Origin of the sequence: Streptomyces sp. NBC_01335, assembly GCF_035953295.1 — a bacterium.
Lineage (GTDB): Bacteria > Actinomycetota > Actinomycetes > Streptomycetales > Streptomycetaceae > Streptomyces.
This window is the reverse complement of sequence record NZ_CP108370.1, coordinates 1,406,159-1,419,102: the sequence shown is the minus strand read 5'-3', so window position 1 is coordinate 1,419,102 and position 12,944 is coordinate 1,406,159. Positions and strand designations below refer to the sequence as shown.

Below are 12,944 nucleotides of genomic sequence, written 5' to 3'. Positions count from 1 at the left end.
TGCCCGGAGTGCCACCGAGCCCGCTCCGGTTGCCCGGAGTGCCGTGGAGCCTTTGACTTCTTAACTACGGGCCAGCCTTTGTCTGCGGACACCGGCACGGAGGTGGCAGTCATGCTCTCGGCAAAAAGTCTCTTCCAGGAGATCCTCGACGACGACGAGTCGTTCCGGCTCTTCTGCTCCATCGCCGCCCGCGGTGAGTCGCAGGGGGGCTGGGAGAACGCCCGCATCGCCGCGCTCGTCCCCGGGAGCCAGCGCGCCCTGGCCCCGAAAATCGTCCGGCACGGTGCCGACGAGGACAAGCACGGCCGGATCTTCAACGCGCTGCTGAAGAAGCGCGGGCTGCCCGCCGCCCAGGTCCCGGCCGACACCGACTACACGATGCTGCTGGAGCGCCACGGGATCGGCCTCGCCCATGAGCAGCTCAAGGGCGAGGAACCGCTCACGGAGCGCGACATCGTCACCTATCTGGCCCACAGCCGGGTCACCGAGCAGCGGGCGTCCGAGCAGATGCGCCTGCTGCTCAGGTACTTCGCCGACGACCCCGTCATCGGCCGCGCCGTGCGGATGATCTCGCACGACGAGGACAACCACCTCGCCTACTGCCACGAGGAACTCCTCCGCCTCGCCCGCGCCGGCCACGGCCGTACGATCCAGCGCATCCTGCGCGAGTGCGCCCTCGCCGAGATCGAGGTCTACCGCGACGTCAGCCTCGCCGTCATGGCCCACATGGGCCGCATCCTCGGCTGGCCCCGGCCGAAGGCGGCGGCCCTGGCCGCGGGGATCCACGCGATGTACGCGTACGAGCGGCTGGCCGGCTGGCGCCGGATGGTGAGCCTGACCGAGCCCGGGCCCGAGCACCGCGACGCCCTCGGCTCCCCGGCCGTGGCGGGCGCCGAGTTCGCCTGAGGCTCCCGCGAGCGGACCGAGTCGGTCGACGCGGGGTGAGGCGGTGCGCCGTCAGAGCCAGCCGCGCCGCTTGAACAGCCGGTACAGGCCGAGGACCGCCCCGCCCATCAGCACGATCACCGCCGGATAGGACCACACCCAGTGGAGTTCCGGCATGTGGTCGAAGTTCATGCCGTAGATGCCCGCGACCATCGTCGGGACGGCGGCCATCGCCGCCCAGGCCGAGATCTTGCGCATGTCGTCGTTCTGCCGGACGCCCATCTGCGCCAGATGCGCCGAGAGGATGTCGGACAGCAGCCGGTCCAGCCCCTCCACCTGCTCGTTGGCGCGGGTGAGGTGGTCGCCGACGTCCCGGAAGAAGGGCTGCGACTCCGCGTGCACGAACGGCACCCCGGTCCCCGCGAGACGGGTCACCGGCCCGGCCAGCGGCCCGGCGGCCCGGCGGAACTCCATCACCTGGCGCTTGAAGGTGTAGATCCGGCTCGCGGTGTGCTGGGACTCGGCGTTGCCGCTCGGCGCGAACACCTGGGTCTCCAGCTCCTCCAGGTCGATCTGCAGCTCGCCCGCCACGTCTATGTAGTGGTCCACGACCGAGTCGCTGACGGCGTACAGCACGGCGGTCGGCCCCTGCCGCAGCACCCCGGGCTGCGCCTCCAGCCGGCGCCGCACGTCCGCCAGCGGGGAGCTCTCGCCGTGGCGGACCGTCACCACGAACGAGTCGCCCACGAAGACCATCAGCTCGTCCGCGCTGACCGTGTCGCTGTCCGGCTCGTACGCGATCGGCTTGAGCACCATGAGCAACGAGTCGTCGTAGATCTCCAGCTTGGGCCGCTGGTGCGCCTTGAGCGCGTCCTCCACGGCGAGGGGGTGCAGCCCGAACTCCTTGGTCACCAGGGAGAACTCCTGCTCGGTGGGCTCGTGCAGCCCGATCCAGAGAAAGGCGTCCCCCGCGGCCCGCGCCTCGTCCAGCGCGTCGGAGAAGTCGTCGGGGCCGTCCGTCCGGCGCCCGTCCCGGTAGATGGCACAGTCGACAATCACGGCGCGCATTCTTCCCTGCCCAGGCCGGAAGCACACCTTCGCCCCACCCGGGGACCCGCGCGAGGGGTCGTTAGGCTGGCCGGTATGCCCACCCTGATCCTCGTACGCCACGGACGCTCCACCGCCAACACCTCCGGGGTGCTCGCGGGCCGTACCCCCGGTGTCCAGCTGGACGAGCGCGGCGCCGAACAGGCCGCCGGGCTGCCCGGCCGCCTCGCCGGACTGCCGCTCGTGGCCGCCGTCAGCAGTCCCCTCCAGCGCTGCCGGCAGACCCTCCAGCCGCTGCTGGACGCGCGTCCCGGCCTCCCCCTGCACATCGAGGACAGCCTCTCCGAGTGCGATTACGGGGACTGGTCCGGGCGCAAGCTCGCCGAGCTCTCCGACGAGCCGCTGATGTCGGTCGTGCAGCAGCACCCCTCCGCCGCCGCGTTCCCGGGCGGCGAGTCGATGCGCGCGATGCAGAACCGCGCGGTCGACGCCGTACGGGCCTGGAACGCGCGCATCGAGGCCGAGTACGGCGAGGACGCCGTCTACGTGATGTGCTCGCACGGCGACATCATCAAGGCCGTCGTCGCCGACGCCCTCGGGATGCACCTGGACCTCTTCCAGCGCATCCACGTCGACCCCTGCTCGGTCACCGCCGTCCGCTACACGCGGCTGCGCCCCTTCCTGCTGCGCCTCGGCGACACCGGCGACCTGGCAGGCCTCGCCCCGCGCGAGCAGGGGCTCGGCGCCGACGCCACCCCCGCCGACGACGCGGACCACGGATCGCACGCCCAGGTGGGGGGCGGCGCTGGGGCGCCGTGATCGCTCCTGGCGATAGGGTGGACGGGCCGTAGGGAGCCCGTCGACGGGTTTCCCGGCACCCGTCCCCGGGCGGCGGGGGTCAGACCCCGTCCGCCGCCGATTCCCCAAGGGAGAACTGGACGTGTCCCGTCAGGTGTTCCTCTACGACCCGCCGGAACGATTCGTGGCCGGCACGGTCGGGCTGCCTGGCCGCCGTACGTTTTTCCTTCAGGCGTCCGCCGGCGGCCGGGTCACCAGCGTGGCCCTGGAGAAGACCCAGGTCGCCGCGCTCGCGGAGCGGATCGACGAACTGCTGGACGAGGTCGTCCGCCGCACCGGCGGCAACTCGCCGGTGCCCGCCGTCGCCCCGACGACCGTCGCCGACACCGCGCCGCTCGACACCCCCGTCGAGGAGGAGTTCCGGGTCGGCACGATGGCGCTGGCCTGGGACGGCGACGAGCAGTGCATGATCGTCGAGGCGCAGGCCCTCGTCGAGATCGACGTCGAGACCGAGGACGACCTCGCGGCGGCGGAGGAAAGGCTTCTCCAGGACGAGGAGAACGGCCCGCCGATGCTCCGGGTCCGCCTCAGCGGCGCCCAGGCCCGGGCCTTCGCCAAGCGCGCCCTGGACGTCGTCTCCGCGGGCCGCCCGCCGTGCCCCCTGTGCAGCCTGCCGCTCGACCCGGAAGGACACGTGTGCCCGCGTCAGAACGGATACCGGCGCGGGGCATGACGACCGCAGCCGAACTGGTCACCCTGCTCACCGAGGGGCGGCTCACCGTCCTCGGCCGCGTACCCGGAGCCTCCAACGCGGTCCTGCGCTGCACCGTCGCCCACGAGGGCGTGGAGCTGCCGTGCGTCTACAAGCCCGTCGCCGGGGAGCAGCCGCTGTGGGACTTCCCCGACGGCACCCTCGCCCAGCGCGAGGTGGCGGCCTGGGAGGTCTCGGAGGCCACCGGCTGGGGGCTCGTCCCGCCCACGGTGCTGCGCGAGGGCCCGTACGGCGAGGGCATGTGCCAGCTGTGGATCGACGCCGAGCCGGACGCCGGCCCGATGCTCGCCCTCGTCGAGGGCGAGGAGCCGGAGGACGGCTGGAAGGCCGTGGGCCTCGCCGACGTGGGCGAGGGGAAGACCGCCCTGCTGGTGCACGCGGACGACGCCCGGCTGCGGCGGCTCGCGGTGCTCGACGCGGTGATCAACAACAGCGACCGCAAGGGCGGCCACCTCCTGCCCGCACCCGGCGGGCTGCTCTACGGCATCGACCACGGCGTCACCTTCCACTCCGACGACAAGCTGCGCACCCTGCTCTGGGGCTGGGCGGGCGAGCCGCTGACCGCCGAGGCGGTGGAGGTGCTGGACCGGCTCGCCGACGAGCTGGCGCACGGGGCGCCGCTGTCCGGCCGGCTGGGCGGGCTCATCACCCCGGCGGAGCTGGACGCCGTACGCGAACGGGTCGCCGCGCTCCGGGCGACCGGGCTGCACCCGGTGCCGAGCGGGCAGTGGCCCGCCATCCCGTGGCCGCCGGTCTGACGGACCGGTGGGACGGACCTGTGCGGCGCATTCGTGCGGCGGACCGGTGCGGGCGCGGCGCGCGCGGACTCGACCCGGCGGGCCGGGCCGTACACCCGGCCGGACAGCCGCGCCCGGTGCTGGTTAACCGGGCCGGACGCTTCCGTCAAGAATGCGTCTTCGGACACGATTCGCCATCCGGTTCGTATCCGGAACCTCCGTCCGGTTACGCTCATGACATGCATGCCTGGCCCGCTTCTGAGGTCCCCGCCCTGCCTGGCAAGGGCCGCGACCTTCGGATCCACGACACCGCGACCGGCGGACGGATCACCCTTGACCCCGGTCCCGTCGCCCGCATCTACGTCTGCGGCATCACGCCGTACGACGCGACCCACATGGGTCATGCGGCGACTTACAACGCGTTCGATCTCGTACAGCGCGTGTGGCTCGACACCAAGCGGCAGGTTCACTACGTCCAGAACGTGACCGACGTGGACGACCCGCTGCTGGAGCGGGCCGTGCGCGACGGAGAGGACTGGACCGCACTCGCGGAGCGCGAGACCGCCCTGTTCCGCGAGGACATGACCGCTCTGCGGATGCTCCCGCCGAAGCACTACATCGGCGCGGTCGAAGCCATACCGGGCATCGTGCCCCTCGTCGAGCGCCTGCGTGACGCGGGTGCGGCGTACGAGCTGGAGGGCGACGTCTACTTCTCGGTCGAGGCCGACCCGCACTTCGGCGAGGTCTCCGGTCTCGACGCGGAGGCCATGCGGCTGCTCTCCGCCGAACGCGGCGGCGACCCCGAGCGCCCCGGCAAGAAGAACCCCCTCGACCCGATGCTGTGGATGGCCGCCCGTGCGGGCGAGCCCAGCTGGGACGGCGGCAGCCTCGGAGCCGGACGGCCCGGCTGGCACATCGAGTGCGTCGCCATCGCCCTGGACCACCTCGGCATGGGCTTCGACGTGCAGGGCGGCGGCTCCGACCTCGCGTTCCCGCACCACGAGATGGGCGCCTCGCACGCGCAGGCCCTGACCGGCGAGCACCCGTTCGCCCGGGCGTACGTCCACGCCGGCATGGTCGGCCTGGACGGCGAGAAGATGTCCAAGTCGCGCGGCAACCTGGTCTTCGTCTCCACCCTCCGCCGCGAGGGCGTGGACCCGGCGGCGATCCGCCTCGCCCTGCTCTCGCACCACTACCGGAGCGACTGGGAGTGGACCGACCAGGTCCTCGCCGACGCCGTCGCCCGGCTCGGACGGTGGCGCGCCGCGGTCTCCCGCCCGGACGGCCCGTCCGCCGACGCCCTGGTCGAAGAGGTCCGCGAGGCCCTCGCCGACGACCTGGACGCGGCGACCGCGCTGGCCGCCGTGGACCGCTGGGCCGAGCGCCAGCACTCCGAGGGCGGTACGGACGAGGGCGCACCCGGCCTCGTCTCCCGTACCGTCGACGCCCTCCTGGGCGTCGCGCTGTAGAACGGCGTCGCCCCGTAGGACGGCGTCGCTCTGCAGAACCGGAGGCACCCGCGTACGCGAACGGCCCCGGTCCTCTCCGAGAAGAGAGGACCGGGGCCGTCGCCGTGCCCACGGGCTCGGCGTCAGCTCTCCGGCTTGTCCCCGTCGGAGGAGCCGGAGCCCGAGCCCGAGCCGGAGCCCGAGCCGGAGTCCGTACCCGGGTCGGCGCCGTCGTCGTCCGAGGGCTTCTTCTCCTCGGACGCTCCGCCGGCCGTGCCCGGGTCGCCGCCCGGAACGCCGCCGGGTCCGCCCGCCGGACCGGTCTCCGCAGGGCGCGGCGGCTTGGGCGGGCGGGTGCGGCCGCTCGCCGGGTCCCGCAGATACGGCACGTCACCGCTCTCCGTGGCGTGCCCGCCGGGCGCCTGGCCCGGACCCGGGCCGGGGTCGCGGCGCCGCAGATAGCGCTCGAACTCGCGGGCGATGGCCTCCCCGGAAGCCTCGGGAAGCTCGGCGGTGTCCCGGGCCTCCTCCAGCGTCTGGACGTACTCGGCGACCTCGCTGTCCTCCGCGGCCAGCTGGTCCACGCCGATCTGCCAGGCGCGCGCGTCCTCGGGCAGCTCGCCCAGCGGGATGCGCAGCCCGAGCAGGTCCTCCAGCCGGTTCAGCAGGGCCAGCGTCGCCTTCGGGTTGGGCGGCTGCGAGACGTAGTGCGGCACGGCGGCCCACAGGCTCACCGCCGGAACGCCCGCGTGGGTGCACGCCTCCTGGAGGATGCCGACGATGCCGGTCGGGCCCTCGTACCGCGTCTCCTCCAGATCCATGGTCGCGGCCAGGTCCGGGTCGGAGGTGACCCCGCTGACCGGCACCGGCCGGGTGTGCGGGGTGTCGCCGAGCAGCGCGCCCAGGATGACCACCATCTCGACGCCCAGCTCGTGGGCGAAGCCCAGCAGCTCGTTGCAGAACGAGCGCCAGCGCATGGACGGTTCGATGCCACGGACCAGCACCAGGTCACGGGGCTTGTCGCCACCGACGCGTACCACGGAGAGCCGCGTCGTCGGCCAGGTGATCTTGCGGACACCGCCGTCCAGCCACACCGTGGGGCGGTTGACCTGGAAGTCGTAGTAGTCCTCGGCGTCCAGCGCCGCGAACACCTCGCCCTTCCATTCCCGGTCCAGATGTCCGACCGCGGTGGAGGCGGCGTCACCGGCGTCGTTCCAGCCCTCGAACGCGGCCACCATGACCGGGTCGATCAGCTCGGGTACCCCCTCGAGCTCGATCACCCAGGCCTCCTTCCGAAGTTCCCTTGCGTATGCGTACGCACCAACCTTACGGGTTGGAGCATTCCCATCCGAAGCGCCTTTGCACGGGCGGGTGAACCTCGATCGCCGATGTGCGGCAGCGGTCGAATCGGGGCATCGGACTCCGGATTCATCCGAGCTGTGTGCCCCGGATTTCTCCCGGAGCTGGACGAAGAGGCTCGTATGGCGCTATACATCGGATGTTCGTTGTAGAGATCCGATGTTATTGCCCTGGGGGCGCGCATGAGTCAGACCGTCACGGACGTCGAGGTCCACGACATCCGCTTCCCGACGTCCCGAGAACTGGACGGCTCGGACGCGATGAACCCCGACCCCGACTACTCCGCCGCCTACGTCGTGCTCCGCACCGACGCCCCCGGCACGGGTGACGGCGGCCTCCTCGAAGGGCACGGATTCTGCTTCACCATCGGGCGCGGCAACGATGTCATGGCCGCCGCCATCGAGACCCTCAAGCCGTACCTGCTGGGCCGGCCCGTCCCGCGCACCGCGGCGGACCTCGGGGACCTGTACCGCGAGCTGACGCACGACTCGCAACTGCGCTGGCTCGGCCCGGAGAAGGGGGTCGCGCACATGGCGGCCGGGGCCGTCGTCAACGCCGCCTGGGACCTCGCGGCGAAGGCGGCCGGGCTGCCCGTCTGGCAGTTCCTCGCGACGATGACCCCCGAGGAGCTCGTCTCCCTGGTGGACTTCCGCTACCTCACCGACGCCCTCACCCCCGAGGACGCGCTGGAGATCCTGCGCGCCGCCGAACCGGGCCGCGCCGAGCGGACCGCCCAGCTGCTGGCCCAGGGCTACCCCGCGTACACCACCTCGCCCGGCTGGCTCGGGTACGACGACGACAAGCTCGTCCGCCTCGCCAAGGAGGCCGTCGCCGACGGCTTCACCCAGATCAAGCTGAAGGTCGGCGGGGACCGCGACGACGACGTACGGCGCCTGAAGCTCGCCCGCGAGGCGGTCGGCCCCGACGTCCGGATCGCCGTGGACGCCAACCAGCGCTGGGACGTGGCCGAGGCGGTGGAGTGGATGAGCGCCCTCGCGCCGTACGACCCGCACTGGATCGAGGAGCCCACCAGCCCCGACGACATCCTCGCGCACGCCGCCATCCGCGCCGGACAGCCCGTCAAGGTCGCCACCGGCGAACACGGCGCGAACCGGGTCGTGTTCAAGCAACTGCTCCAGGCCGGGGCCGTGGACTTCGTCCAGATCGACGCGGCCCGCGTCGCCGGGGTCAACGAGAACCTCGCGATCCTCCTGCTCGCCGCGAAGTTCCAGGTGCCCGTCTGCCCGCACGCCGGCGGCGTCGGACTCTGCGAACTGGTCCAGCACCTCTCCATGTTCGACTTCGTGGCCGTCTCCGGCACCTGGGACGACCGGGTCATCGAGTACGTCGACCACCTGCACGAGCACTTCACCGAGCCCGCCGTCGTGACCGGCGGACGGTACGTCACCCCGCGCACCCCCGGCTTCTCGGCCCGGATGCTCCCCGCGTCGATCGCCGAACACCGCTACCCCGAGGGCCCCGTCTGGGCGTCCCACCCCGACCACGAGGAGGCCGGCCGATGACCGGTACGAAGGAATTCGACGGACTGTCCGCCCTGGTGACCGGAGGCGCGTCCGGCATCGGAGCCGCCGTCGCCACCCTGCTGCTGGAGCGCGGCGCCCGGGTCGCGGTGCTCGACCGGGACACCACCGGAGCGCCGAAGGGGACGTTCGCCGTCCAGGCCGACGTGACCGACGACGCCCAGGTCCGCGCGGCCGTCGACCGCGCCGCCGCCGAATTCGGCGGGCTGCACACCCTGGTCTCCAACGCCGGGATCGGCTCGATAGGCACCGTCGAGGACAACGCCGACGAGGAGTGGACCCGGGTCCTGGACATCAACGTCCTCGGCATGGTCCGCACCGCCCGGCACGCCCTGCCGCACCTGCGGGCCGCGGCCCTGGAGCGGCCCGGCGCGGTCTCGATCACCCAGACCTGCTCCATCGCGGCCACCGCCGGACTGCCGCAGCGGGCCCTCTACAGCGCGAGCAAGGGGGCGGTCCTCTCCCTCACCCTCGCCATGGCCGCCGACCACGTCCGCGAGGGCGTCCGCGTCAACTGCGTCAACCCCGGTACCGCGGACACCCCGTGGATCGGACGGCTGCTCGGCCAGGCCGGCGACCCCGAGGCCGAACGGGCCGCGCTCAACGCCCGCCAGCCGCTCGGCCGTCTGGTCTCGGCCGACGAGGTCGCCGCCGCGATCGTCTACCTGGCGAGCCCCGCCGCAGCCTCCGTCACCGGCACCGCCCTCGCCGTCGACGGCGGGATGCAGGGCCTGCGGCTGCGCCCCGCCGAGGACTGACCGGCCGCACGCCGCCGGCTGCCGGTCACCGTACCGGCGGCCGGCGGCGTGCCGCCCCCGCCGTCACAGCGTCGAGCGCAGCCACTGCTCCACGCTCGCCACGTGCACCGTCGCCCACGCCCGCGCCGCCTCCGGGTCCCGGTCGCGCAGCGCGGCCAGGATGGCGCGGTGCTCCTGGAGGGTGCGGCTGAGCGCGTCCTCCTGGGTCAGCCCGCGCCAGACCCGCGCCCGGGTGGTCGGCCCCGACAGGCCGTCCAGCAGCGAGCAGAGGACCGTGTTGCCCGAGGCCTGGACGATCCCCCGGTGGAAGCGGAGGTCGGCGGCGACGAGTTCCTCCACCGAGGGCTCCTCGCCCAGCGCGTCGAGCTCCGCCGCGAGCGCGTCGAGCTCCTCGTCCCCGATGCGCGAGGCGGCCATGGCCGTGGCCGCCGGCTCCAGGATGCGGCGGACCGCGAGGAACTCCAGCACCGTGTCGTCGCGGTGGAAGTCCACCACGAAACTCAGCGCCTCCAGCAGGAGTTGGGGGTCCAGACTGGTGACGTAGGTGCCGTCGCCCTGCCGTACGTCGAGGATGCGGATCAGCGACAGCGCCCGCACCGCCTCGCGCAGGGAGTTGCGGGACAACCCCAGGTCCGCGGCGAGTTCGCTCTCCTTCGGCAGCCGGTCGCCGGGGCGGAGCGCGCCCGAGACGATCATGCCCTTGATCTTCTCGATCGCCTCGTCGGTGACAGCCATGACGGTCCTCCTGGGTACGGACGGAATCAGACATCCGATGTCTCATTCCATTATGGGGTCCGCCCCGCCCGCCCCCCGTCGCCCGGAGCCGGGATCACTCCCACAGGCTCGTCGGGGCCTCCCGGCGGACCACCGGAGCGATCTCCTCCGCGAACCGCTGCAAGGTCTCCAGCTGCTCGGGACCGCTCAGACCGAGGCCGTCCACGGTGATCGACTGGAGATCGTGGTGGTACTCCTCGTGATAGCCGAGGATCTTGTCGATGATCTGCTGAGGGCTGCCGATCAGCTGCGGGCCGCCCGCGATGGCGTCCTCGATCGTCCGGAACGGGGTGTTGTACCCGGCCTTCCCCTCCAGGTGCGGCCTGAAGGACTGCCGCACCCGTGCCTCGTACAGATCCTTGTACCGCTCCACCGCCCGCTGCGAGCTGTCCGCGATCAGCAGCCCGCCGGAACCGGCCGCCACCCGGGCGTCCGCCGGATCGTGCCCGTACGCCTCGAACCGCTCGCGGTAGTGCGCGATCAGCTTCGCGTACGCGGCCTTCGGCTGGATGGCGTTGGCGGTGAAGAGCGGGTCGCCGTGCTTGGCGGCCAGCTCGGTGGAGTGCAGGCTGGTCGCCGATCCGTGCCAGACGCGCGGAGCTCCGTCGTACGGACGCGGCACGGTGGTCGTGTTCTTCAGCGGCGGGCGGAACTCGCCCTCCCAGTCGACCCCCTCCTCGGTCCACAGCCGGCGCAGCAGCTCGTACTTCTCCTGCTGGAGGTCCCACTGCCGGTCCTCGTCGAGCCCGAAGAGGGCGAAGTGACCGGCCTCGGCACCCTTCCCGACGACCAGTTCCAGCCGCCCGCGTGCTATCTGGTCGAGGGTGGCGTAGTCCTCGGCGACCCGGACCGGATCGAGGATCGCGACGACGGTGACGCCCGTCAGCAGCCGGATGGAGGTCGTCCGCGCGGCCACCGCCCCCAGCACCACGGTCGGGCTCGACGAGAGGAAGGCGCCGGCGTGCCGTTCACCGACGGCGTACGCGTCGAAGCCGAGCCGCTCGGCGTCCGACGCGGTCTCGATCACCTCGGCGAAACGGTCGGCGGGGGAGAGGAGTTCGCCGGTCAGCGGGTGCGGGGCATGCCCGATCAGGGAGAGTACGGAGAATCTCATGCCCTCCACTGTTCCCGCGTTCCATTGCGGCGGTGTGGCGGCGACATGGCAGGCTCACCGCCCCGTCACCGCCGCACCGAACCGCCCCCGGCCGCTCAGTCGCGCTCCGCCAGCATCGACTCGACCCCGGCCCGGACCTCGTCGGTGGCCAGCCCCCGGATCGTCAGCGTCGTCCGCCGCCGCAGCACGTCGTCGGCGGTCTCGGCCCACTCGTGGTCGCGCGCGTACGCCACCTGCGCCCATATCTCCGGGGCGTCCGGGTGGACACGGCGGGCGAGGGCCGGGTCCTCCTCGGCGAGCCGGGTGATGTCGAAGGCGAGCGAACCGTAGTGCGTGGCGAGATGGCGCGCGGTGTCCGCCGCCAGCCGGGGACCGGCCCCGGCGCCGTCCGCCAGCAGCCGGTGCGTCACCGCTCCGGGACTGGCGATCCCGGGCAGTGGCAGCCGCTTCGGCAGCCGGTCCATCGGCTCCATCGCGTCGCCCAGCGGATGCCCCGGCAGCGCGGCCAGCTTGGCCATCACGGTGCGGCCGATGTGCCGGAACGTCGTCCACTTGCCGCCCGCCACCGACAGCATCCCGCCGCGCCCCTCCGTCACGACCGTCTCCCGCTTGGCCGTGGAGGTGTCGCCCGGACCGCCCGGAAGCACCCGCAGCCCGGCGAAGGAGTACGTGATCAGGTCGCGCGAGAGCTGCTGGTCCCGGACGGAGTAGGCCGCCTCGTCCAGGATCTGCGCGGTGTCCTTCTCCGTCACCGCCAGGTCCTCGGGCTCGCCCTCGTACACCTCGTCCGTGGTGCCGAGCAGCAGCATGTCCTCCCACGGCAGGGCGAAGGTGATCCGGTACTTGTCGATCGGCGTCGCCAGCGCCGCCCGCCAGGGGGCGGTGCGCCGCAGCACCAGGTGCGCGCCCTTCGAGAGCCGGACGGATGGCGCGGCGCCCGGGTCCTCCATCCTCCGCAGCCGGTCCACCCACGGGCCGGTGGCGTTCAGCACCAGGCGGGCGTCCACCCCGAACTCCGTACCGTCGACCCGGTCGGCGAGCTCCGCGCCGGTGACCCGGCCCCGGGTGAACCGGAGGCCGGTCACCGCCGCGTGGTTGAGCACGTCCGCACCGGCCGCGACCGCCGCGCGCACGGTCATCAGGGCCATCCGCGCGTCGTTCATCTGGTCGTCGCCGTAGACCGCGACCGCCTTCAGCCCGTCCGTACGCAGCTCGGGCACGTCCCGGCGGGCCCGCTGCGGGCTGATCACATGGCCGACGCCGTCGCCGAAGGCGGAGAGCGCCGAGTAGGCGAAGACGCCCGCGCCGAGCTTGGCCGCCCCGTGCGGGCCGCCCTTGTAGACCGGCAGGTAGAAGGTGAGCGGGTTGGCGAGGTGCGGGGCGACCTGCCGGGAGACCGCGCGCCGCTCGAAGTGGTTCTCCGCCACCAGCTTCACCGCGCCGGTCTGGAGGTAGCGCAGCCCCCCGTGGAGCAGCTTCGACGAGGCGGAGGAGGTGGCGCCCGCGAAGTCGCCGGCGTCCACCAAGGCCACCCGCAGTCCGGACTGCGCGGCATGCCAGGCGGTGGAGATGCCCAGGATGCCGCCGCCGATCACCAGGAGGTCGTACGTCGTGCGGGAGAGCCGCTCCCTGGTCTCGGCGCGGCTCGGGAGGGAGCCGGCGGCCGGGCGCGTCCCGGGGGCGGGGACGCTCTGCGGGATGGTCATGTCTG

At 72.8% G+C, this 12,944-nt stretch carries 12 protein-coding genes; 7 read left to right on the top strand and 5 right to left on the bottom strand.

Annotated elements, in window-relative coordinates; all coding sequences use genetic code 11:
- Window positions 1-111: 111 nt before the first annotated feature.
- Window positions 112-906: a ferritin-like domain-containing protein gene (locus tag OG599_RS05830; protein WP_327174868.1), complete on the top strand. Its 795-nt coding sequence runs from the start codon at window positions 112-114 to the stop codon at window positions 904-906.
- A gap of 51 nt (window positions 907-957) precedes the next feature.
- On the opposite strand, the gene OG599_RS05825 is transcribed toward OG599_RS05830, so the two are convergent.
- Window positions 958-1,953, bottom strand: coding sequence for a magnesium and cobalt transport protein CorA (locus OG599_RS05825; RefSeq protein WP_327174867.1), 996 nt, complete (start codon window positions 1,951-1,953; stop codon window positions 958-960).
- Between the two features lie 75 nt (window positions 1,954-2,028).
- Between OG599_RS05825 and OG599_RS05820 the strand changes: the two genes are divergently transcribed.
- The 4 genes from OG599_RS05820 (at window position 2,029) to mshC (ending at window position 5,708) form a co-directional block, all read left to right on the top strand.
- On the top strand, window positions 2,029-2,751 hold the full coding sequence (locus OG599_RS05820) for a histidine phosphatase family protein (RefSeq protein ID WP_327174866.1): 723 nt from the start codon (window positions 2,029-2,031) through the stop codon (window positions 2,749-2,751).
- Between the two features lie 121 nt (window positions 2,752-2,872).
- Complete coding sequence (locus OG599_RS05815; RefSeq protein ID WP_327174865.1) at window positions 2,873-3,463, top strand: DUF3090 domain-containing protein; 591 nt, start codon at window positions 2,873-2,875, stop codon at window positions 3,461-3,463.
- Complete coding sequence (locus tag OG599_RS05810) at window positions 3,427-4,260, top strand: SCO1664 family protein (protein ID WP_327174864.1); 834 nt, start codon at window positions 3,427-3,429, stop codon at window positions 4,258-4,260. Before OG599_RS05815 ends, OG599_RS05810 begins: the two co-directional genes overlap by 37 nt.
- Window positions 4,261-4,478: 218 nt before the next feature.
- Entirely contained in the window at window positions 4,479-5,708 is a 1,230-nt protein-coding gene (gene mshC, locus OG599_RS05805; RefSeq protein ID WP_327174863.1) for a cysteine--1-D-myo-inosityl 2-amino-2-deoxy-alpha-D-glucopyranoside ligase, read from the top strand.
- A 122-nt stretch (window positions 5,709-5,830) separates the two neighbouring features.
- On the opposite strand, the gene OG599_RS05800 is transcribed toward mshC, so the two are convergent.
- Window positions 5,831-6,967, bottom strand: a complete 1,137-nt coding sequence (locus tag OG599_RS05800) for a PAC2 family protein (RefSeq protein WP_327174862.1) — start codon at window positions 6,965-6,967, stop codon at window positions 5,831-5,833.
- A gap of 261 nt (window positions 6,968-7,228) precedes the next feature.
- On the opposite strand from OG599_RS05800, the gene OG599_RS05795 reads away from it, so the two are divergent.
- Complete coding sequence (locus OG599_RS05795; RefSeq protein WP_327174861.1) at window positions 7,229-8,569, top strand: enolase C-terminal domain-like protein; 1,341 nt, start codon at window positions 7,229-7,231, stop codon at window positions 8,567-8,569.
- On the top strand, window positions 8,566-9,345 hold the full coding sequence (locus tag OG599_RS05790; RefSeq protein ID WP_327174860.1) for an SDR family NAD(P)-dependent oxidoreductase: 780 nt from the start codon (window positions 8,566-8,568) through the stop codon (window positions 9,343-9,345). The genes OG599_RS05795 and OG599_RS05790 overlap by 4 nt, the downstream gene beginning before the upstream one ends.
- 63 nt (window positions 9,346-9,408) lie before the next feature.
- Here OG599_RS05790 and OG599_RS05785 read toward each other — a convergent pair whose 3' ends face one another.
- The 3 genes from OG599_RS05785 to OG599_RS05775 all read right to left on the bottom strand — a co-directional run bounded on the left by OG599_RS05785 (window position 9,409) and on the right by OG599_RS05775 (window position 12,939).
- A complete protein-coding gene (locus OG599_RS05785; protein WP_327174859.1) occupies window positions 9,409-10,080 on the bottom strand; it encodes a FadR/GntR family transcriptional regulator in 672 nt (223 codons plus the stop codon).
- A gap of 94 nt (window positions 10,081-10,174) precedes the next feature.
- Entirely contained in the window at window positions 10,175-11,233 is a 1,059-nt protein-coding gene (locus OG599_RS05780; protein WP_327174858.1) for an LLM class flavin-dependent oxidoreductase, read from the bottom strand.
- 95 nt (window positions 11,234-11,328) lie between these two features.
- A complete protein-coding gene (locus OG599_RS05775; RefSeq protein ID WP_327174857.1) occupies window positions 11,329-12,939 on the bottom strand; it encodes a glycerol-3-phosphate dehydrogenase/oxidase in 1,611 nt (536 codons plus the stop codon).
- Window positions 12,940-12,944: the final 5 nt, after the last annotated feature.

Excerpts from the sequence above, each read along its gene's own strand:
- OG599_RS05795 (WP_327174861.1), top strand. The coding sequence starts at position 7,229 with ATGAGTCAGACCGTCACGGACGTCGAGGTCCACGACATCCGCTTCCCG.
- OG599_RS05830 (WP_327174868.1), top strand. The coding sequence starts at position 112 with ATGCTCTCGGCAAAAAGTCTCTTCCAGGAGATCCTCGACGACGACGAG.
- OG599_RS05820 (WP_327174866.1), top strand. The coding sequence starts at position 2,029 with ATGCCCACCCTGATCCTCGTACGCCACGGACGCTCCACCGCCAACACC.
- mshC (WP_327174863.1), top strand. The coding sequence starts at position 4,479 with ATGCATGCCTGGCCCGCTTCTGAGGTCCCCGCCCTGCCTGGCAAGGGC.
- OG599_RS05775 (WP_327174857.1), bottom strand. The coding sequence starts at position 12,939 with ATGACCATCCCGCAGAGCGTCCCCGCCCCCGGGACGCGCCCGGCCGCC.
- OG599_RS05780 (WP_327174858.1), bottom strand. The coding sequence starts at position 11,233 with ATGAGATTCTCCGTACTCTCCCTGATCGGGCATGCCCCGCACCCGCTG.
- OG599_RS05790 (WP_327174860.1), top strand. The coding sequence starts at position 8,566 with ATGACCGGTACGAAGGAATTCGACGGACTGTCCGCCCTGGTGACCGGA.
- OG599_RS05825 (WP_327174867.1), bottom strand. The coding sequence starts at position 1,953 with ATGCGCGCCGTGATTGTCGACTGTGCCATCTACCGGGACGGGCGCCGG.
- OG599_RS05785 (WP_327174859.1), bottom strand. The coding sequence starts at position 10,080 with ATGGCTGTCACCGACGAGGCGATCGAGAAGATCAAGGGCATGATCGTC.